The sequence below is a fragment of the Streptomyces sp. NPDC006393 genome (assembly GCF_040628575.1).
GTDB lineage: Bacteria > Actinomycetota > Actinomycetes > Streptomycetales > Streptomycetaceae > Streptomyces.
Genome location: NZ_JBEXZD010000013.1, coordinates 74,688 through 94,335, shown reverse-complemented (window position 1 = coordinate 94,335; position 19,648 = coordinate 74,688). Strand labels below are relative to the sequence as shown.

The 19,648-nt window shown below is 71.8% G+C and carries 18 protein-coding genes; 8 read left to right on the top strand and 10 right to left on the bottom strand.

Going from position 1 to position 19,648, the window contains the following annotated elements:
- Window positions 1-222 precede the first annotated feature (222 nt).
- From folP to ABZ484_RS09165, 5 genes are all read left to right on the top strand, one after another.
- The gene (gene folP, locus ABZ484_RS09185; RefSeq protein WP_358865243.1) at window positions 223-1,155 is read left to right on the top strand and encodes a dihydropteroate synthase; all 933 of its coding nucleotides are present in this window, start codon (window positions 223-225) and stop codon (window positions 1,153-1,155) included.
- Window positions 1,152-1,664 (top strand): nuclear transport factor 2 family protein, encoded by a 513-nt coding sequence (locus tag ABZ484_RS09180; RefSeq protein ID WP_358865242.1) that lies wholly within the window; start codon window positions 1,152-1,154, stop codon window positions 1,662-1,664. The genes folP and ABZ484_RS09180 overlap by 4 nt, the downstream gene beginning before the upstream one ends.
- Before the next feature lie 260 nt (window positions 1,665-1,924).
- The gene (folB, locus tag ABZ484_RS09175; protein ID WP_358865241.1) at window positions 1,925-2,284 is read left to right on the top strand and encodes a dihydroneopterin aldolase; all 360 of its coding nucleotides are present in this window, start codon (window positions 1,925-1,927) and stop codon (window positions 2,282-2,284) included.
- Complete coding sequence (gene folK / locus ABZ484_RS09170; RefSeq protein ID WP_358865240.1) at window positions 2,281-2,892, top strand: 2-amino-4-hydroxy-6-hydroxymethyldihydropteridine diphosphokinase; 612 nt, start codon at window positions 2,281-2,283, stop codon at window positions 2,890-2,892. Before folB ends, folK begins: the two co-directional genes overlap by 4 nt.
- A 110-nt stretch (window positions 2,893-3,002) precedes the next feature.
- Window positions 3,003-3,491: a DUF3180 domain-containing protein gene (locus ABZ484_RS09165; RefSeq protein WP_358865239.1), complete on the top strand. Its 489-nt coding sequence runs from the start codon at window positions 3,003-3,005 to the stop codon at window positions 3,489-3,491.
- Window positions 3,492-3,562: 71 nt separating this feature from the next.
- Here ABZ484_RS09165 and folE read toward each other — a convergent pair whose 3' ends face one another.
- The 6 genes from folE to dacB all read right to left on the bottom strand — a co-directional run bounded on the left by folE (window position 3,563) and on the right by dacB (window position 11,536).
- A complete protein-coding gene (gene folE / locus ABZ484_RS09160; RefSeq protein WP_358865238.1) occupies window positions 3,563-4,168 on the bottom strand; it encodes a GTP cyclohydrolase I FolE in 606 nt (201 codons plus the stop codon).
- Between the two features lie 165 nt (window positions 4,169-4,333).
- On the bottom strand, window positions 4,334-6,373 hold the full coding sequence (gene ftsH, locus ABZ484_RS09155) for an ATP-dependent zinc metalloprotease FtsH (protein WP_358865237.1): 2,040 nt from the start codon (window positions 6,371-6,373) through the stop codon (window positions 4,334-4,336).
- A 184-nt stretch (window positions 6,374-6,557) separates the two neighbouring features.
- Complete coding sequence (hpt, locus tag ABZ484_RS09150; protein WP_358865259.1) at window positions 6,558-7,118, bottom strand: hypoxanthine phosphoribosyltransferase; 561 nt, start codon at window positions 7,116-7,118, stop codon at window positions 6,558-6,560.
- Between the two features lie 78 nt (window positions 7,119-7,196).
- Entirely contained in the window at window positions 7,197-8,453 is a 1,257-nt protein-coding gene (gene tilS, locus ABZ484_RS09145) for a tRNA lysidine(34) synthetase TilS (RefSeq protein ID WP_358865236.1), read from the bottom strand.
- Between the two features lie 193 nt (window positions 8,454-8,646).
- Window positions 8,647-9,747 carry a zinc-dependent metalloprotease gene (locus ABZ484_RS09140; protein ID WP_358865258.1) on the bottom strand — a complete coding sequence of 367 codons (1,101 nt, stop codon included), beginning with the start codon at window positions 9,745-9,747 and terminating at the stop codon, window positions 8,647-8,649.
- A 157-nt stretch (window positions 9,748-9,904) separates the two neighbouring features.
- A complete protein-coding gene (gene dacB / locus ABZ484_RS09135) occupies window positions 9,905-11,536 on the bottom strand; it encodes a D-alanyl-D-alanine carboxypeptidase/D-alanyl-D-alanine-endopeptidase (RefSeq protein WP_358865235.1) in 1,632 nt (543 codons plus the stop codon).
- Between the two features lie 79 nt (window positions 11,537-11,615).
- Here dacB and ABZ484_RS09130 point away from each other — a divergent pair, with 79 nt between their 5' ends.
- Window positions 11,616-12,107, top strand: coding sequence for an inorganic diphosphatase (locus tag ABZ484_RS09130; protein WP_030177342.1), 492 nt, complete (start codon window positions 11,616-11,618; stop codon window positions 12,105-12,107).
- A gap of 129 nt (window positions 12,108-12,236) precedes the next feature.
- Window positions 12,237-14,030, top strand: a complete 1,794-nt coding sequence (locus tag ABZ484_RS09125) for a threonine/serine exporter family protein (RefSeq protein WP_358865234.1) — start codon at window positions 12,237-12,239, stop codon at window positions 14,028-14,030.
- A gap of 12 nt (window positions 14,031-14,042) precedes the next feature.
- On the opposite strand, the gene ABZ484_RS09120 is transcribed toward ABZ484_RS09125, so the two are convergent.
- Window positions 14,043-15,071: a VTT domain-containing protein gene (locus ABZ484_RS09120; RefSeq protein ID WP_358865233.1), complete on the bottom strand. Its 1,029-nt coding sequence runs from the start codon at window positions 15,069-15,071 to the stop codon at window positions 14,043-14,045.
- Between the two features lie 153 nt (window positions 15,072-15,224).
- On the bottom strand, window positions 15,225-15,992 hold the full coding sequence (locus ABZ484_RS09115; RefSeq protein WP_358865232.1) for a MerR family transcriptional regulator: 768 nt from the start codon (window positions 15,990-15,992) through the stop codon (window positions 15,225-15,227).
- A 140-nt stretch (window positions 15,993-16,132) separates the two neighbouring features.
- On the opposite strand from ABZ484_RS09115, the gene ABZ484_RS09110 reads away from it, so the two are divergent.
- Window positions 16,133-17,425 carry an ion channel protein gene (locus tag ABZ484_RS09110; protein WP_358865231.1) on the top strand — a complete coding sequence of 431 codons (1,293 nt, stop codon included), beginning with the start codon at window positions 16,133-16,135 and terminating at the stop codon, window positions 17,423-17,425.
- 15 nt (window positions 17,426-17,440) lie between these two features.
- Here ABZ484_RS09110 and ABZ484_RS09105 read toward each other — a convergent pair whose 3' ends face one another.
- Together ABZ484_RS09105 and ABZ484_RS09100 are read right to left on the bottom strand one after the other, a co-directional pair.
- Window positions 17,441-18,082, bottom strand: a complete 642-nt coding sequence (locus ABZ484_RS09105; protein ID WP_358865230.1) for a PadR family transcriptional regulator — start codon at window positions 18,080-18,082, stop codon at window positions 17,441-17,443.
- Window positions 18,083-18,143: 61 nt separating this feature from the next.
- Entirely contained in the window at window positions 18,144-19,604 is a 1,461-nt protein-coding gene (locus ABZ484_RS09100; RefSeq protein WP_358865229.1) for an aldehyde dehydrogenase family protein, read from the bottom strand.
- Window positions 19,605-19,648 lie beyond the last annotated feature (44 nt).

The window sequence follows — 19,648 nt, the reverse complement described above, 5'->3', positions numbered from 1 at the left end:
ACCCCGCAGGCCCCCTCGGCCCCGCACCCTGTCCCGGACCTCCCGCCCCTCCCGGCCTCCCGTCCGTTTCCGCCTCGCGGGGCGGCTCGGGACCCCTTCTCGGAAACCGAGCCGGTCGGGTTCCGATACCCCGGCCTGCGGACGGCGTGCCCGGCCGCGGGGGCGTGGGGCGCCGTTCGGGTCGCGGGCGTGGTGGGGAGGGCCTGGGCCTACGCTGAACATATGAGCAACCTGAGCGGGCGCGGGACAGTGGCGGGGCTTCCGGCGTGGGACCGGTGTGCGGTCATGGGGGTCGTGAACGTGACTCCCGACTCCTTCTCCGACGGCGGCCGCTGGTTCGACACGACCATCGCCGTCAAGCACGGCCTCGACCTGGTCGCGCAGGGTGCCGACCTGGTCGACGTCGGGGGCGAGTCCACCCGCCCGGGCGCCACCCGCGTCGACGAGGACGAGGAGCTCCGGCGGGTCGTCCCCGTCGTGCGCGGCCTCGCCGCCGAGGGCGTCACGATCTCCGTCGACACCATGCGCGCCCGCGTTGCCGAGCAGGCCCTCGCGGCCGGGGCCGCGCTCGTGAACGACGTCAGCGGCGGCCTCGCCGACCCGGCCATGATCCCCGTGGTGGCCGCCGCGCGCGTCCCGTTCGTCGTCATGCACTGGCGCGGCTTCCTCCAGGGCAGCGGCGTCAAGGGCGTGTACGCGGACGTCGTCACCGAGGTCGTCGACGAGCTGCACGCGCGCGTGGAGGCCGTTCTGGACGGCGGCATCGCCCCCGACCGGATCGTGGTCGACCCCGGCCTCGGCTTCTCCAAGGACGCCGCGCACGACCTGGAGCTCCTGGCCCACCTCGACCGCCTGCTCGGCCTCGGCCACCCTGTGCTGGTCGCCGCCTCCCGCAAGCGGTTCCTCGGCCGGGTGCTGGCCGGCCCCGAGGGCGCGCCGCCGCCCGCGCGCGAGCGCGACGCCGCCACCGCCGCCGTCTCCGCGCTCGCGGCGCACGCCGGCGCATGGGCGGTGCGCGTCCACGAGGTACGCGCGACGGCGGACGCCGTACGGGTCGCACGCGCCGTGGAGCAGGCGCGCGGCCACCAGAACGCCCCCGCCGGAGGCACGCACACCACCGAGACCCCCTCCCGCTCCGCCGAAGGACACCGGTGAGCGCCCCCCACACCGACGTCGAGGAGGTCGAGGCCGCCAACACGGCCTTCTACGAGGCACTGGAGCAGGGAGACTTCGAGGAGCTGTCCTCGCTCTGGCTCACCCCCTCCGACCTGGGCGTCGACGAGGAATACCACGACCCGGCCGACACGGGGGTGGTCTCCTGTGTGCACCCCGGCTGGCCGGTGCTCAGCGGCCGCGGCGAGGTCCTGCGCTCCTACGCGCTGATCATGGCGAACACCGACTACATCCAGTTCTTCCTCACCGATGTGCACGTCTCGGTGACGGGCGACACCGCCCTGGTGACCTGCACCGAGAACATCCTCAGCGGCGGCCCCGCTCCCGACGACGGCGGCGAGCTCGGGCCGCTGGTCGGCCAGCTGGTCGTCGCCACCAATGTGTTCCGGCGCACACCGCTCGGCTGGAAGCTCTGGTCCCACCACGCCTCCCCCGTCCTGGCCGAGAGCGACGAGGACGAGGAGGCCGGGGACGACGAGACACCCGCCTGAGTGGGTAGGCGCAGCACAGAGGAACGCCGGCGAGCGCCGGACGTGGCCGGAATCACGGGCCGGCGGCAGAAGCGGCCGCCGACCGGTGTGCGAGCGGGTTCTCCAGGGGAAACGCACGGTGAAACCTGCCCGGCCCGGCCCACGGGACCGTGCCCGGGACCCGGCGCTGTCAGTGTCCGCAGGTAGATTCGTTGGCGACCGGTGTGCCGCCCGCACGCGGCAGCGACCGGCCGTCACCGACGATTGCAGGAGTGATTCGCGTGGATCGTGTCGCGCTGCGCGGCCTGAAGGCTCGCGGGCACCACGGTGTGTTCCCCAAGGAGCGCGAGGAGGGCCAGACCTTCCTGGTGGACCTCGTCCTGGGCGTGGACACCCGCCAGGCCGCGGCCGACGACGACCTGGCGAAGACCGTGCACTACGGCATCGTGGCCGAGGAGGTCGTCGCCGTGGTGGAGGGCGAGCCCGTGAACCTCATCGAGACGCTCGCCGAGCGCATCGCCCAGGTCTGCCTGAAGCACGAGGGGGTTCAGGAGGTCGAGGTCTGCGTCCACAAGCCGGACGCGCCGATCACGGTCCCCTTCGACGACGTGACCGTCACCATCACCCGGAGCCGAGTATGAGCGCTTCTTTCGCCCAGGGCCCCACCGACCCGACCGTCCAGCCGGTGCCCGCCTCCGTCGTCGAGAAGGTCGACGCCGCCGACACCACCCTGCAGAACCCGAAACGGGCCGTGATCTCCCTCGGCTCCAACCTCGGCAACCGGCTGGAGACCCTTCAGGGCGCCGTCGACGCCCTGGAGGACACCCCGGGCGTGCGCATCAAGGCAGTCTCCCCCGTCTACGAGACGGAGCCGTGGGGCGTCGAGCCCGGCTCCCAGCCGTCGTACTTCAACGCGGTGGTGGTCCTGAGGACGACGCTGCCGCCGTCCTCCCTGCTGGAGCGCGCCCACGCCATCGAGGAGGCCTTCCACCGGGTCCGGGACGAGCGCTGGGGTCCGCGCACCATCGACGTCGACATCGTCGCCTACGCCGATGTCGTCTCCGACGACCCGCGTCTCACGCTCCCTCATCCGCGCGCCCACGAGCGCGCCTTCGTCCTCGCCCCGTGGCACGACGTGGACCCCGAGGCCCAGCTGCCGGGCCGCGGCCCGGTGGCGGCCCTGCTGACCGCTCTCACCCGTGCGGGTGTGGAGCCGCGCGCGGATCTGGAACTCCGGCTGCCCGAGTAGTCGTTAAGGTCGAGAAAGATCAGACGACGTACGGCACGGTCGGACCCGCCAGCGGGCCGGGACGAGCCGCTCATGCCCGACCCACGGTCCGGGGGAGCTGAAGGGACACCGTGAAAGAGCTGCGCATCAGGGTGCTGATCGGCGTGTTCGTCGTCGCCGGAGTGCTGTCCTGGGCGGGCGCCCGCCTGTGGAACGGGGTGGGGACACTGCCCAGCGTCCCCCTGGCCGCCCCCGTCGTCCTCGCCCTGATCGCCGTGGTCCTGCTGTCCACGGCCCTCTCCCTGCGAGCCCGGCTGAAGGCGCAGCGCGAGCGCCGCCCCGGCGCCAAGGGCGTCGACCCGCTGATGGCCGCCCGTGCGGTGGTGTTCGGTCAGGCGAGCGCCCTGGTCGCCGCCCTCGTCGCCGGCATGTACGGCGGCACGGGCGTCTTCCTTCTGGAGCTCCTCGACATCCCCGCCCGTCGCGACCAGGCGATCTACGCCGGCTTCTCGGTCGTCGCGGGCCTGGCGGTGATAGCGGCGGCCCTGTTCCTGGAACGCGTCTGCAAACTCCCCGAGGACGACGACCAGGACCACCCGGGGGCGGAACCGGTGGCCTGACGGGCCACCGGAAGCGCTGCCACCGCGTCAGCACGCCGTCAGCGCGCCGTCCGTGGGCCGTCAGTGCGCCATCAGTGCGCCATGATGAGGCTCATCGCCTCGTTGCGCGTCGCCGCGTCCCGCAGCTGACCGCGCACCGCCGAGGTGATGGTCTTGGCCCCGGGCTTGCGGATGCCCCGCATGGACATGCACATGTGCTCGCACTCCACGACGACGATCACGCCGCGCGGCTCCAGGATCTCCATCAGCGAGTCGGCGATCTGCGTGGTGAGCCGTTCCTGCACCTGCGGGCGGCGGGCGTAGACGTCCACGAGCCTGGCCAGCTTGGACAGACCCGTGATCTTGCCGCTGGTGGACGGGATGTAGCCGACGTGAGCCACGCCCCGGAACGGGACGAGATGGTGCTCACAGGTCGAGTACACCTCGATGTCCTTCACGAGCACCATCTCGTCGTGGCCCAGGTCGAACGTCGTCGTCAGGACGTCCTCGGGCTTCTGCCACAGCCCCGCGAATATCTCCTTGTACGCCCGCGCCACCCGCGCCGGGGTGTCGCGCAGGCCCTCGCGGTCCGGGTCCTCGCCGACCGCGATGAGGAGTTCGCGCACGGCGTTCTCGGCGCGCTTCTCGTCGAACTCGCCGAAGGTGCTCTCGCCGTCCAGCGTCACGGGGTCGGTCATGTGAAGCCTCGTTCCTGTCTGTCTCAACCGCGGGCACGCGAAATGCCGGGGCATCGCGAAATGCCGGGGCATACGGAATGCCGCGCCCCCCAGGCTAGAACCCGGGGGGCGCGGCATGCATTCCGGGGCCGTGCGGGGCCGGTGGGGGCCCCGCACGGCTCTTCGTCAGTTCTCCGGACGTTCCTCCGGGGTCTGCTCCGGCGCCGGGGCGGAGTCCGTGGTGGTGGACTTCACCGTGCTGATCGCCGCCGCCGCGCCGTTCGCCCCGTTGGTCAGGGCCAGCTCCTTGGGGGAGAGCACCGGCGGACGGGTGGACGGCGTACGCCGGGAGGAACCGGTCCAGGCGGGCCGCGGCGGGCGCTTGACGATGGGGGCGAAGATCTCGGCGATCTCCTCCTTGCCCAGCGTCTCCTTCTCCAGCAGCTGCAGGACGAGGTTGTCGAGGACGTCGCGGTTCTCGACCAGGATCTCCCAGGCCTCGTTGTGCGCGTTCTCGATGAGCTTCTTGACTTCCTCGTCCACCAGCGCGGCGACCTCTTCCGAGTAGTCGCGCTGGTGAGCCATCTCACGTCCGAGGAACGGCTCGGTGTTGTCGCCGCCGAACTTGATGGCACCGAGACGCTCGGTCATGCCGTACTGCGTGACCATGGCGCGGGCCGTGGTGGTGGCCTTCTCGATGTCGTTCGCGGCGCCCGTGGTCGGGTCGTGGAAGACCAGTTCCTCGGCGGCGCGGCCACCCAGCATGTAGGCGAGCTGGTCGAGCATCTCGTTGCGCGTGGTCGAGTACTTGTCCTCGTCCGGGAGCACCATCGTGTAGCCGAGGGCACGGCCGCGGGACAGAATCGTGATCTTGTGGACCGGGTCGGAGTTCGGCGAGGCCGCCGCGACCAGGGCGTGACCGCCCTCGTGGTACGCGGTGATCTTCTTCTCCTTGTCCGACATGATCCGGGTCCGCTTCTGCGGGCCGGCGACCACGCGGTCGATCGCCTCGTCCAGCATCTTGTTGTCGATCAGCTTCTGGTCGCTGCGGGCCGTGAGCAGCGCGGCCTCGTTCAGCACGTTGGACAGATCGGCACCGGTGAAGCCGGGGGTGCGGCGGGCGACGGCGGCCAGGTCGACGTCGTGCGCGACCGGCTTGCCCTTCTGGTGGACCTTGAGGATCTCCAGGCGGCCCTGCATGTCGGGGCGGTCGACCGCGATCTGGCGGTCGAAGCGGCCCGGGCGCAGCAGGGCCGGGTCGAGGATGTCGGGCCGGTTGGTGGCGGCGATGAGGATCACACCGCCCTTGACGTCGAAGCCGTCCATCTCGACGAGCAGCTGGTTCAGCGTCTGCTCGCGCTCGTCGTGACCGCCGCCGAGGCCGGCGCCGCGGTGGCGGCCGACGGCGTCGATCTCGTCGACGAAGACGATCGCCGGGGCGTTCGCCTTGGCCTGCTCGAACAGGTCACGGACTCGGGAGGCGCCGACACCGACGAACATCTCGACGAAGTCGGAACCGGAGATCGAGTAGAAGGGGACCCCGGCCTCGCCGGCCACGGCGCGCGCCAGCAGGGTCTTGCCGGTGCCGGGCGGGCCGTAGAGCAGGACGCCCTTGGGGATCTTGGCGCCGACGGCCTGGAACTTGGCCGGCTCCTGGAGGAACTCCTTGATCTCCTGGAGCTCCTCGACGGCCTCGTCGGCCCCGGCGACGTCCGAGAAGGTCGTCTTGGGGGTGTCCTTGGTGATGAGCTTGGCCTTGGACTTGCCGAAGTTCATGACCCGGGAGCCGCCGCCCTGCATCTGGTTCATCAGGAACAGGAAGACGACCACGATGAGGACGAAGGGGAGCAGCGAGAGCAGCACGCCGACGAACGGGTTCTGCTTGGACGGCGAGACCGTGTAGCCGTCCGGGATCTGCTTGTGCTGGTACTTGTCCTGCAGCGTGTTGGCGATGTTGACGCCCTGGTCGCCGATGTAGCTGGCCTGGATCTTCGAGCTGCCGGAGACCTTCTGGCCGTCCTTGAGCTCGACCTTGATGGTCTGCTCGTCGCCGGTGGTCAGCTTGGCCTGCTGGACCCGGTTGTCATTGATCGCTGCTACGACCTGGCCTGTGTCCACCGTCTTGTAGCCGCCGGACGAGCCGACGACCTGCATCAACACGACCACGGCAAGGACGGCCAGCACGATCCACATGACCGGCCCACGGAAGTATCGCTTCACGTCCATCCATACGGAGCGGTGCCGCCCCGTCCCTCCTGCCATAGTGAGTTTGATAAGACAGTTCTTCTGACGGTACCCCAGCATCGCGGCTCGTAGCCGCACGGGAGAGCCGGCGTACCCGTCTGCATGCTCCAACGCCCGCGGTGCCGCCGGGGTTCCCGATCACCGTACGGCGCCGCGGCGGAGGGCGTCAGCCGCCGTAGACGTGGGGGGCGAGCGTACCGACGAACGGCAGGTTGCGGTACTTCTCGGCGTAGTCCAGGCCGTAGCCGACGACGAACTCGTTGGGGATGTCGAAGCCGACCCACTCCACGTCGATGGCGACCTTGGCGGCGTCCGGCTTGCGCAGCAGCGTGCACACCTTGAGGGACGCGGGCTCGCGGGAGCCGAGGTTGTTGATCAGCCAGGACAGGGTCAGGCCGGAGTCGATGATGTCCTCGACGATCAGGACGTGCTTGCCCTTGATGTCGGTGTCGAGGTCCTTGAGGATCCGCACCACGCCGGAGGACTGGGTGCCCGCGCCGTAGGAGGACACGGCCATCCAGTCCATGGTGACGGGGGTGGACAGGGCGCGTGCCAGGTCCGCCATGACCATGACCGCGCCCTTGAGGACGCCGACGATCAGCAGGTCCTTGTCCGCGTACTCCGCGTCGATCTTCGAAGCCAGCTCGGCCAGCTTGGCGTCGATCTCTTCCTTGGTGATGAGTACCTGCTGAAGGTCGGCACCCATGTCTTTCGCGTCCACCCGCATCACTTTCGGTCGGTCGTCCCACCGGCTGTTCCGGCTCTCCCGGAAAGGGGAGGCCGGCGCCTTCCCGGGGGGAAGGATTCAGCCTTGCCGAATCACCAGTCTGCCACCCTGCCGGCGGGCGACGACTTTGCCGGGGAGGTTGATGGCTCCCTGACCGCGCCAGCCGGTGATCAGCCGGTCCACTTCCTCGATGTGGCGGGCGAACAGGGAACCGGCCGGGGCGCCGGCGTCGATGGCGGCGCGGCGCAGCACACGGCGGCGTACGGCGGGGGGCAGCGCGTGCAGCTTGGCGCACTCCAGGCAGCCGGCGTCGTCGCGGGCGGCGGCCTCGGCCTGGCCGGCCCAGGCGTCCAGGGCGTCGGCGTCGTCGCGGGAGAGCTGGGCGGTGCGGGCGAGGGCCTCGACGACGCCCTTGCCGAGCGCCTTCTCCAGGGCGGGCAGGCCCTCGTGGCGCAGCCGGGAGCGGGTGTAGGCGGGGTCGGTGTTGTGCGGGTCGTCCCAGACGGGCAGGGACTGGGCCATGCAGGCCTTGCGGGCGGTCTGCCGGTCGATGTGCAGGAACGGGCGCCGGTAACGGCCGCCGGCCCCCGAGACCGCGGCCATGCCCGACAGGGAGCGGATGCCGGAGCCGCGGGCGAGGCCGAGCAGCACCGTCTCGGCCTGGTCGTCGCGGGTGTGGCCGAGCAGGATCGCGGCGGCACCGTGGCGGTCGGCGGCGGCGTCGAGGGCGGCGTAGCGGGCGTCGCGGGCGGCGGCCTCCGGGCCGCCGTCGCGGCCCACGGCGACGGCGACGGCCTCGGCCGGGTCCAGGCCGAGTTCGCGCAGCCGCTGGGCGACCTCGTCGGCGCGCAGGTCGGAGCCGGGCTGGAGGCCGTGGTCGACGGTGATGCCGCCGGCCCGGACGCCGAGCTTGGGGGCCTCGAAGGCGAGGGCGGAGGCGAGCGCCATGGAGTCGGCCCCGCCGGAGCAGGCCACGAGGACGAGCGGCGACGCCGGGCGCTCGTGGGCGGCCGGCGAGCCCTGCGGGACCCGGGCGGCGACGCGCCGGCCGCGGCTCGGTGTCGGCACGCCGAGCGGGGGCTGCCCGGAGAACCGGGCGGTGCGCGGGCCCGGCGCGGGAGTGCTCTCCTGCGCGTGGTCGCCGTACGGCGAGTGGGGGGCGTGCGGCGTCTGCGGGGCGTACGGCAGTTGCGCGGCGTGCGGCGTCTGCGCGTGGGCGGTCTGCAGTTCGGGACGGGGCAGCTCGGCGTGCGGCGCGCTCTGCTCGTCGAGGATGTCGTTCAGGACGCGGCGTACCGCCAGGCGTATCGCCGCGACCGCAGGATGGGGACCCATGTCCGGTTCCCTTCACGGAAGTTTTTCGGGGGGTGAGCCCGAGTCGGTCACTCAGAGTGTGTAGATGGTGACAGAAACGGGCCGTTCCCCGAGCATTGCACGCCTACCCATTGCCTACGGTCCCTCGGACGGGTGATTGGAGGGGCGTTCGCCTGCCGTCGGCCGGATTCGGTTCACCACGTCCCGCACCGGTTCACGGCTCGGCCCTGCGGTGCACCCGTGCGACCCAGTCCGCCGGTTTGGCGATCTCCGCCTTGGTGGGGAGGGTGTTCGGGGAGGTCCACACGCGGTTGAAGCCGTCCATGCCGACCTGTTCGACGACCGCGCGCACGAACCGCTCGCCCTCGCGGTACTGCCGCAGCTTGGCGTCCAGGCCCAGCAGCTTGCGCAGGGCCGTGTCGAGCCGCGAGGCCCCCTTGGCGCGGCGCTGCTGGAACTTCTCGCGGATCTCCGCGACGGTCGGCACGACGTCCGGTCCGACCCCGTCCATGACGTAGTCGGCGTGGCCCTCCAGCAGCGACATCACGGCGGTGAGCCGGCCGAGGATCTCGCGCTGGGCGGGCGTCTGCACCAGCTCGACGAGGGAGCGGCCGCCGTCGTCCTCCTCGCCCTCCGGACGCCCGCCGACGAGCGACTGGGCGGCCTCGCGGACGCGCTCCAGGAAGGCCATCGGGTCGACGTCGGTCTCCGACAAGAACGACTGGATTTCGCCCTCGAGGTGGTCGCGCAGCCAGGGCACCGCGGTGAACTGCGTGCGGTGGGTCTCCTCGTGCAGACACACCCAGAGACGGAAGTCGTGGGGTTCCACGTCGAGTTCGCGCTCGACGTGGACGATGTTCGGGGCGACGAGCAGCAGCCGTCCGCCGCCGTTCGCGCCCGCGGGCAGCTCGCGGGTGGCCGGGGCGAACGTCTCGTACTGGCCGAGCACGCGGGAGGCGAGGAAGGACAGCAGCATGCCGAGTTCGACGCCGGTGACCTTGCCGCCCACGGCGCCGAGGACCACGCCCCCGGGGCTGCTGCCGCGGCGCGCCTGCATCTTGTCCAGCAGCGGTTTGAGCAGCTCGCGGAAGCCGGCGACGTTCGCCCGGACCCAGCCGGGGCGGTCGACCACCAGCACGGGCGTGTCGTGGGTCTCGTCCGTACCCAGACGAGTGAAGCCCCGGACGTGTTCCTCCGAGGCCTTCGCATGCCGGCGCAGTTCCGCGACGACGGCGCGGGCCTCGTCGCGGCTCACCTCGGGGCCCGGCCTGACCAGGCGGGTCGCGGTCGCCACCGCGAGATTCCAGTCGACCATCCCGGGACTTGCGGCACCACCGATGCTCGTCATGCGTCAACGGTACGTGAGCGCTGCCACTTGGGGCAGGCTGTGAGGGCGGGTGCGGTCCGCGTTGCCCGGGCGGAGGCCCCGAGCGCCCGCGGCGGCGGGTACGGGAGACGGCCCACGGCAGTCGCTAGCCGCAGCCGCAGGCCGACAGCGCCGTCGCCGTCCTGTCCAGGGTCGACTGGGCCGCCATGGGGTCGGTCGTGCCCTCCGCCATGAAGGCGAAGGCCAGGAGGTGGCCGTCCTTGTCGACGGCCGTGCCCGCCAGGGTGTTCACGCCGGTCAGTGTGCCCGTCTTGGCGCGTACGATCCCGCCCGCGCCGTCGGATGTGTAACGGTCGGCCAGGGTGCCCGTGAAGCCGGCGACGGGGAGACCGGTGACGACCGGGCGGAGCTCGGGGTGGGCGGGGTCGGCGGCCTCGCGCAGCAGCGCGGTCAGCAAATTCGCGGTGAGTCTGTCGTCGCGGTTCAGGCCGCTGCCGTCGTGGAACTCCGCGCCGTCCAGGGGCAGGCCGAGTGTCTTCAGCCGGGCGGCGATCGCCCGGGCGCCGCCGGCGAAGTCCGGGCGATCGCCGGTCGCGGCGGCCGTCTGGCGGGCCAGGGCCTCGGCGATGTCGTTGTCGCTGTTGGTGAGCATGCGTTCGACCACGTCGGACAGCGGGGGCGAGGAGACGGACGCGAGGGTCTGCGCGCGGCCGGTCGCCCTGGCGGGGCGGGGGTCGGTGGTGCGGATGCCGCGGTCCTGGAGGAAGCGGCCGAAGGCGCGGGCGGCCGCGGCCGCCGGGTCGGCCTCGCGCGGGGCCGGGCCGCTGGTGGAGTCGTCGGTGCGGGCCTCGTCGGCCATCAGGGCGGTGACCGGGGCCAGGTTCTCGTTCACGCCGATGGGGTGCAGGGCCGGCCCTGCGTACAGGGCGGTGTCGTACGACAGCGTGACCTTGCCGAGCCCGCGCTTCTTCAGGGCGGCCGCCGTCGTGTCGGCGAGGGAGCGCAGGCTCGCCCAGCCGTGGGCGTCCTCGCGGGCGGTGAGGGTGGGGTCGCCGCCGCCGATCAGGACGAGGTTCCCGGCGGTGGGCTCCATGGCGACGCGGGTGGTGAGGCGGTGGTCGGGGCCGAGGGCGGACAGGGCGGCGACCGCGGTGGCGATCTTGGTGGTGGAGGCCGGGGTGAGCGCTTCGCCCGCGTCACGGCCGTAGAGCCGCCGGCCGGTGGCGACGTCGACGACCACGGCGGAGTGCCGGGCGCCGAGTGCGGGCTCGTGCAGGAGGGGGTCCAGGACGGTGGCGAGGGCCGGTCCGCCGGCCGCCGACTTCACCAGGCTGCCGCCGCTGCCGAGGCCCACCAGCACGGGTGCGGCGCTGGGTGCGGGCTTCGGTCCGTCGGCCGCCGCGTCGGACGTACCGGACGTATCGGAAGCACGGCCGTGATCTGTGCCACCCGCGCGCTCCAGGGAGGCTGCCCGGTCCCGCTCGGCCGTACGCTGACCGGTGGAGTCCCAGGGACCGGCGGCGGTCACCACACCGGCGGCCAGTGCCAGCCCGGCGGTGGCGGCGCCCACGGTGTACCGCCAGGTCGCCGGCCCGGCGGGCCGTGGCCGGGTGGCCCCCGTGAGCCGTGCGACCCGCGGTCCCACGGACCGCACGGCCCGGACCAGACCTGGTCGTCCGGCCCGCGCCAGCAGTGCCAGACGCGGCTTCGCGGCCCGCGCCAGGCCTGTCAGACGCGGTCTCGCGGCCCGCCAGCCCCTCAGCTCCGGCACGACCACCAGCCCCTTTCGCGATCACACACGTGCGTGAGGGACACTTAATCACCAGAACTATGTGCTGATCATGGAGGAGCCACCGGTGGAGTTCGACGTCACGATCGAGATCCCGAAGGGTTCGCGGAACAAGTACGAGGTGGACCACGAGACCGGTCGTATCCGCCTGGACCGTCGACTCTTCACTTCGACCAGCTACCCGGCCGACTACGGCTTCGTCGAGAACACCCTCGGCGAGGACGGCGACCCGCTGGACGCGCTGGTCATCCTGGACGAGCCGACGTTTCCCGGCTGCCTCATCAAGTGCCGCGCCATCGGCATGTTCCGGATGACGGACGAGGCCGGCGGCGACGACAAGCTGCTGTGCGTCCCGGCGTCCGACCCGCGTGTGGAGCACCTGCGGGACATCCACCACGTGTCGGAGTTCGACCGCCTGGAGATCCAGCACTTCTTCGAGGTCTACAAGGACCTGGAGCCGGGCAAGTCGGTCGAGGGCGCCAACTGGGTCGGCCGCGCCGACGCCGAGGCGGAGATCGAGCGGTCCATCAAGCGTGCCCAGGAGCACGGCGGTCACTGACCGTACGCCCCGTACGACGCCCGTGGGCCGCGTCCACCCCCCGGGGGTGACGCGGCCCTTTGGCGCGTGGGTGGGGGTGTCCGCGCATACTGAGGCTGACGGAAGGTGTCGTTCAGGGAGCGTTGCCCAGTGACGGATGCGGAGGACCGCAAGCCGCAGTCGGACGAGGCGCGGAGCGCGTTCAAGGCTCCTGCTGATTCGTCTGTGACACAGGCGACGCAGGTGATTCCGGTGCCCGAAGTGACTCCGGCGGCCCCGGTGTCCCCGGTGGCACCAGTGGCCCCGGCGGTACCGGGCACGGACAGCGAGTCGTCCACGACGTCGGAGTTCGCCGTTCCCGAGGGACTGGCCCTGCCCAAGGCCGGCAGCGAGTCGGAGACCACCTCGGAGTTCGCGCTCCCCGACGGCCTCACGGTGCCCGAGCACACGGCCCCGGAGGCCGAGGGCTCGGCGTTCAGCCCGCCGAGCACCTACAGCGCCCGGCAGGCGCCGGCCGCCTTCACCCCGCCGGGCGGCATCCCGACGGTCAGCCTGACCAAGGACCTCCCCTGGCAGGACCGGATGCGCACGATGCTGCGCATGCCGGTGGCCGAGCGCCCGGCCCTGGAAGCGGTCCCGAAGACGGAGGAGGAAGGCCCCGCCGTCCCCCGTGTCCTCGACCTGACCCTGCGCATCGGCGAGCTGCTGCTCGCGGGCGGTGAGGGCGCCGAGGACGTGGAGACGGCGATGTTCGCGGTCTGCCGCTCCTACGGCCTGGACCGCTGCGAGCCGACGGTCACCTTCACCCTGCTGTCCATCTCCTACCAGCCCTCCCTGGTGGACGACCCCGTCTCGGCGTCGCGCACGGTACGACGCCGGGGCACCGACTACACGCGCCTCGCGGCCGTCTTCCAGCTCGTCGACGACCTGAGCGACCCGGAGACCCATGTCTCCCTGGAGGAGGCCTACCGGCGGCTGGCGGAGATCCGCCGCAACCGGCACCCCTACCCCGGCTGGGCGCTGACCGGCGCCGCCGGGCTGCTCGCCGGCGCGGCCTCCGTCCTCGTCGGCGGCGATCTGATCGTGTTCGTCGCCGCCGCGTTCGGCGCGATGCTCGGCGACCGGCTGGCATGGCTGTGCGCGGGGCGCGGGCTGCCGGAGTTCTACCAGTTCACGGTGGCCGCGATGCCGCCGGCCGCGCTGGGCGTCGCGCTCACGGTGGCGCATGTCGACGTGAAGGCGTCCGCGGTCATCACCGGTGGGCTGTTCGCGCTGCTGCCGGGGCGGGCGCTCGTGGCCGGCGTGCAGGACGGCCTGACCGGCTTCTACATCACCGCCTCCGCCCGCCTGCTGGAGGTCATGTACTTCTTCGTCGGCATCGTCACCGGCGTGCTGGTGGTGCTGTACTTCGGCGTGAAGCTGGGCGCCCAGCTCAATCCCGACGTGGCGCTCGGCGTCAACGAGCAGCCGGTGGTGCAGATCCTCGCGTCGATGCTGCTGTCGCTGACCTTCGCCGTGCTGCTCCAGCAGGAACGGTCCACCGTGCTGCTGGTGACGCTCAACGGCGGCGTGGCCTGGGTGGTCTACGGCGCGATGCACTACGTCGCCGACATCTCCCCCGTGGCGTCCACGGCGGTCGCCGCGGGCCTGGTGGGCCTGTTCGGGCAGCTGCTGTCCCGCTACCGGTTCGCCTCCGCGCTGCCGTACACGACCGCCGCGATCGGTCCGCTGCTGCCGGGTTCGGCGACGTACTTCGGTCTGCTGTCGATCGCGCAGAACAACGTCGACAAGGGACTCGTGTCGCTGGCCAAGGCGGTGTCGCTCGCCATGGCCATCGCGATCGGGGTGAACCTGGGGTCGGAGATCTCCCGGCTGTTCCTCAGGCTGCCGGGCGCCGGCAGCGCGGCCGGCCGCCGGGCCGCCAAGCGCACCAGGGGCTTCTGAGGGGAGCCCCGTCTAGGGGGCGCGGTAGCCGCCGTTGTCCGGGTACCGCGGGGCCTGGGTCCGGCCGTGGCCGCCGCCCCGCTGACCGCCGTAGGACTGCTGCTGACCGCCGTAGGACTGCTGCTGACCGCCGTAAGGCTGCTGCTGATCGTCATAGGGCTGCTGCGGGTACTGCCCGCCGTAGTACTGCTGGTCGTAGCCGCCGCCGTACTGCCGCTGCTCCTGCGGGTGGCCCTGGTCGCCGTACTGGTACGGCGACTCCTGATACGGCGACTCCTGGTACGGAGCGTCCTGGTACGGCGGCTCGATGCGGCGCAGGCGGGTCGTGGCGTCGTCCATGACCGGCTGCTGCTGGTACGGCTGCTGCTGATGAGCCTGCTGCTCGTGCGGCTGCTGCCGTGCCGGGGCCTCCGGCGCGTTCTTCGCCTTGGAGCGGGCCCGCAGGAACTCGATGGCGATCGGGACCACCGACACCAGGACGATCAGGATGAGGATCGCCTCGATGTTCTCCTTGACGAAGTCGATGTTGCCCAGCCAGGAGCCGAGCAGGGTCACGCCCGCGCCCCACAGGACGCCGCCGATCACGTTGAAGACCAGGAACGAGCGGTACCGCATGCCGCTGACGCCCGCGATGATCGGCGTGAACGTCCGCACCACGGGCACGAAGCGGGCCAGGACCAGGGACTTCGGGCCGTACTTCTCGAAGAACTCGTGCGCCTTGGCGACGTTCTCCTGTTTGAACAGGCGGGAGTCCGGGCGGTTGAAGAGCGAGGGACCGACCTTCTTGCCGAACATGTAGCCGGCCTGGTCGCCGAGGACCGCCGCGAGGCAGATCAGCGCGATCGCCGCCCACAGGGGGAAGTCCAGCTGGTGCGACGTGATCAGCAGACCGCAGGTGAACAACAGGGAGTCACCCGGCAGGAAGAAGCCGATGAGCAGGCCGGACTCGGCGAAGACGATGAGGAGCAGACCCCAGATGCCGAAGGTGTCGAGGAGGTAGTTCGGATCGAGCCAGCTCGGGCCGAGGGCAAGCGTCGTCACGGTTCCGGGCTCCTGAGGGGGTGAGGACGGACGGCGGCGGTTCGGCCTCCGTGGTTCTGCCGCACAAAGCTATCAACGGATGGTGTACGGCTCGGGTTCCACGGGGGCCGGAGGCACACGCCACCGATCGCTCCTCACCCTCCCCGGGGGCGGTCAGCCGGTCGCGGTGCGGCGGGCGGCGTTGGCGAGGATCGCGTCGCGCAGGTGCTCGGCGAGGCCCGGCCGCATGGAGTCGTAGTACGCCTTGAAGCGCTCGTCGGCGACGTACATCTCCGCGAAACACCGGTGCATCTCGTACGGCACCTCGAAGTACCACCTGCTGATGTGCTGCCGGTGTTCCTCGGCCAGGTCCATGGCCGCCTCGCCGGACGGCTGCTCACCCGCGGCCACCAGGGCGGCGTACCGCTCCTGCCAGTCGTCGACCTCGGCCCGGATCCGCTTCCAGTCCTCCTTGGTGTAGGACGCGGCGCGGCGCTGCGACTCCGCGTACGCCTCCGTGTTCCCCCAGCGCTGCTCGGCCTCCTCGGCGTACTGCTCGGGGTCCTTGTCGCCGAAGACCTCGAACCTCTCCTCGGGTGTGAGGTTGATCCCCATCTTGCGTGCCTCCATGGCGTGCTCCACGGCCGCGGCCATCTTCCGCAGCTTCTCGATCCGGGCGGTCAGCAGTTCGTGCTGGCGGCGCAGGTGCGCGCGCGGGTCCGCGGCCGGGTCGTCGAGCAGGGCCGCGACCTCCTCGAGCGGAAAGCCGAGCTCCCGGTAGAACAGGATCTGCTGCAGCCGGTCGAGGTCGGCGTCGCTGTAGCGCCGGTGGCCCGCGTGGCTGCGCTCGCCCGGAACGAGCAGGCCGATGTCGTCGTAGTGGTGCAGGGTGCGCACCGTCACTCCGGCGAAACCGGCGACCTGTCCCACGGTGTAGCTCACTTCCGCTCCCTTCTCGGTACGCACTCCACGGTCGGCCCTCACGTGACGTGAGGTGCAAGCCCGATTCTTCCCCGGTCCTCCACGGCCCTCCTCCGGATGTTGCGCACGCTTCGCCGCCTTTGTCCGCCTATCGTGAGCCCGTGGCCCAGGACACCGCGCGGCAGGCGCCCGCCGCCCGGGCGGCACCGCCGGCCCCGGCCCGCGCGCTGCTGCCGCTGATCCTGCCCGCGCTCGTCGTCGGTGTCGGCTCCAGCCTGCTGTATCTCCTGGTGAGCGGGGTGGCCGAGCGACTCCAGGGCGCGTTGTGGGGCGATCTGCCGGACGCGCTGGGCATCGGCCGCTACTCGGTGGTGTGGATGGTGGTCATGCTGACCGCGACCGGCGTCCTGGTGGGCCTGGTGGTGTGGAAGGTGCCGGGGCACGCGGGCCCGGACCCGGCCACGCTGAGCCTGTCGGCCGCCCCGCCGTCCGCGGCCGTGGTGCCGGGCCTGCTGCTGGCCACCATGCTGATGCTGGCGGGCGGTCCGAGTCTGGGCCCGGAGAACCCGATCATCATGGCGAACGCGGGCCTGGCGCTGTGGCTGGGCCGCGGGCTGCGGCCCGGGCTGCCGGGCACGCTGTGGCCGGCGCTGGCCGAGGCGGCGACGATCGGCGCGCTGTTCGGTACGCCCGTCGCCGCGGCGCTGGTGATCTCCGAGGCGCTGGCCGGGCGGCCGCTGAAGGGGGCGCTGTGGGACAGCCTCTTCGCGCCGCTGGCCGCGGGCGCCGCGGGCGCCATGACCACCGGCCTGGTCGCCCACCCGACGTTCGACCTGGGCCTGCCTCCCTTCGGGCCGCCCCGCTGGGGCGATGCCCTGGCGGTGCTGGTGATCGCCCCCGCGGGCGCGCTGCTCGGCCTCGCGGCCGTCCTCGCCTTCCCGTATGTGCACCGGGTCTTCGCCCGGCTCCGGCACCCGATGCTCGCGCTCCCGGCCGGCGGCCTGGTCCTGGGCCTGCTGGGGGCGGTGGGCGGGCACCTGACGCTGTTCAAGGGGCTCTCGGAGGTCGGGGAGCTGGCGCGGCATCCGGATGACCGGTCGGCGGGGCAGTTCGCGGCGATGGCGGTGGTGAAGCTGGCCGCGCTGCTCGTCGCCGCGTCCTGCGGCTTCCGCGGCGGCCGGATCTTCCCGTCCGTCTTCATCGGGGCCGCGCTCGGCCTCACCGCCCACGCCCTGGTGCCCGCCGTATCCCCCGCGCCGGCCGTGGCGGCGGGCGTGCTCGGCATGCTCCTAGCCATCACCCGGCAGGGCTGGGTGAGCCTGTTCACGGCCGCCGTCCTGGTCTCCTCGCCGACGGTCCTGTCCCTGCTGTGCCTCGCCTCGCTCCCGGCCTGGCTGCTGGTGACCGGCCGGCCGCAGATGCAGCTCCGGCCGGACGGGACGGCGGTGCGGTGAGCCGCGCGGTCACGCTCAGCGGTCGTCCTCCGGGTGCCGCTCCCCCGTCGCGTACGGGTTCTCCTGCCCCTCGGCCAGGACGCCGACGAACGGCTCACCCTCGCCCGCGAAGGTGTAGGCGCCGGCCTCGATGCGCTCGATCAGACCACGGGTCCAGGCGGCCTCGCCGTCGGCGGTGTGGACCCACATGTTCATGATCTCGCCGATGTGGCCGAGCTTCTCGGGTCCGTCCTCGGGCACGTAGTGCTCCGTGACGGAGTCGCGCCACCGGGCCAGGCTGTCCAGGCGCCGGCGCAGCAGCCCCACCACCTCGGCGCGTTCCAGATCGACCATGCAGCCGATCGCCGCGGAGAGCATGTCGATCCTGCGGTCACGCGCGACCAGGGCCTCGCGCAGCAGCCGGAGATACTCCTGGGTGCCCGCGTCGGTGATCTCGTACTCGACGCGCGGCGGGCCGCCCGCCGTGGACGGTGCGATCTCGTGCGCGTGCAGCAGTCCCTGTTTCGCCATCTGCTTCAGGGCGTGGTAGATCGAACCCGGCTTGGCGTTGGACCACTCGTGGGCGCCCCAGTACTCCAGGTCGTTGCGCACCTGGTAGCCGTGGGCGCGCCCGTGCTGGCGCACCGCGCCGAGCACGAGGAGACGGATCGCTGACATGCGCCCAGGCTATTGCCCGCGGGGCCGCCGCCTCGTCCCGGGCGTCAGCTCGTCCCGGGCGTCAGAACGGGAACCCGCTCCGTCCGTGCTGTACCGAGATCCACTTCACCGTGGTGAAGGCGTCCACCGTCGTCTCGCCGTTCAGGCGGCCGATACCGGAGTGCTTCTCACCGCCGAAGGGGACCAGCGGCTCGTCGTGGACGGTGCCGTCGTTCACATGGAACATGCCGGTGTCGATCCGCCGGGCGAAGGCTACGCCGCGCTCGACGTCCGCCGTGTGCACGGCGCCGCTGAGCCCGTACGGGGTGTCGTTGACGATGCGGACCGCCTCCTCCTCGCCGTCGAAGGGGATGAGGAAGGCGACCGGCCCGAAGACCTCCTGGCGGAGCAGGGCCGAGCCGGCCGGCACGTCCGTGAGGACGGAGGGCGAGACCAGGTTGCCGGAGGTGGTGCCGCGCACCAGGGCCGTGGCGCCCTCGGCGAGCGCCTGCTCGACGGCGGCCGACACGTCGTTCGCCTGGGTGGAGTTGATGAGCGGGCCGATGACGGTCCGGGGGTCGCGCGGGTCGCCGACCTTGAGCGACGTCACCTTGGTGACGAACTTCCGCGTGAACTCCTCGGCGACCGAGCGGTCCACCAGAACGCGGTTCGCCGCCATGCAGACCTGGCCCTGGTGGACGTACCTGCTGAAGACGGCAGCGTCGACCGCGTAGTCGAGGTCGGCGTCGTCCAGGACCACGATCGCGCTGTTTCCGCCCAGTTCGAGGACCGAGCGCTTGAAGTGCGCGGCGCAGACGGTGGCGACGTGCCGGCCGATCCCGTCGGAGCCGGTGAAGGAGATCACCTTGGGCACCGGGTGCTCCAGGAAGGCGTCGCCTATCTCCGCTATGTCCGTGACGACGACGTTGAGCACGCCGCCCGGCAGCCCCGCGTCCTCGAAGATCTTCGCGACCAGGGTGCCGCCTGCGATCGGGGTGTCCTGGTGCGGCTTGAGCACCACGGCGTTGCCGAGCGCGAGGGCCGGCGCGACCGACTTGAGCGACAGCAGGAAGGGGAAGTTGAACGGGCTGATCACGCCCACGACCCCGACCGGAACGCGGTAGACGCGGTTCTCCTTGCCCTCGCCCGGCGAGGGGAGGATCTGTCCCTCGGGGCGCAGCGCCAGCCGGATCGACTCGCGCAGGAACTCCTTGACCAGGTGGAGCTCGAAGCCGGCCTTGAGGTGGGTGCCGCCCAGCTCGGCGATGATCACCTCGGTGATCTCCCGCTCGCGCTCCTCGACCAGCCGCAGCGCCTTCTCCAGAACCGCGCGGCGGGCGTAGGGGTTGGTCGCGGCCCATTCCTTCTGGGCGCGAGCGGCGCTGCTGTAGGCCTGGTCCACCTCGTCGGCCGTGGCGATGGTGATCGAGGCCAGCTTCTCGTCGTCGTACGGGTTGAAGTCGATGATGTCCCAGGAGCCGGTGCCCGGGCGCCACTCGCCGTCGATGTACTGCTGGGCCAGGTCGGTGAAGTAGGACGACATGTGATCCCTCGAATCCCGGGCGCGTCTCACTGATGCGACGTCAT

What these genes read in the sequence shown, in the direction of transcription:
- ABZ484_RS09100 (WP_358865229.1), bottom strand. Translation starts at nt 19,604, where the DNA reads ATGTCGTCCTACTTCACCGACCTGGCCCAGCAGTACATCGACGGCGAG.
- folK (WP_358865240.1), top strand. Translation starts at nt 2,281, where the DNA reads ATGAGCGCTTCTTTCGCCCAGGGCCCCACCGACCCGACCGTCCAGCCG.
- ftsH (WP_358865237.1), bottom strand. Translation starts at nt 6,373, where the DNA reads ATGGACGTGAAGCGATACTTCCGTGGGCCGGTCATGTGGATCGTGCTG.
- ABZ484_RS09140 (WP_358865258.1), bottom strand. Translation starts at nt 9,747, where the DNA reads ATGGTCGACTGGAATCTCGCGGTGGCGACCGCGACCCGCCTGGTCAGG.
- ABZ484_RS09105 (WP_358865230.1), bottom strand. Translation starts at nt 18,082, where the DNA reads ATGTCAGCGATCCGTCTCCTCGTGCTCGGCGCGGTGCGCCAGCACGGG.
- tilS (WP_358865236.1), bottom strand. Translation starts at nt 8,453, where the DNA reads ATGGGTCCCCATCCTGCGGTCGCGGCGATACGCCTGGCGGTACGCCGC.
- folE (WP_358865238.1), bottom strand. Translation starts at nt 4,168, where the DNA reads ATGACCGACCCCGTGACGCTGGACGGCGAGAGCACCTTCGGCGAGTTC.
- hpt (WP_358865259.1), bottom strand. Translation starts at nt 7,118, where the DNA reads ATGCGGGTGGACGCGAAAGACATGGGTGCCGACCTTCAGCAGGTACTC.
- folP (WP_358865243.1), top strand. Translation starts at nt 223, where the DNA reads ATGAGCAACCTGAGCGGGCGCGGGACAGTGGCGGGGCTTCCGGCGTGG.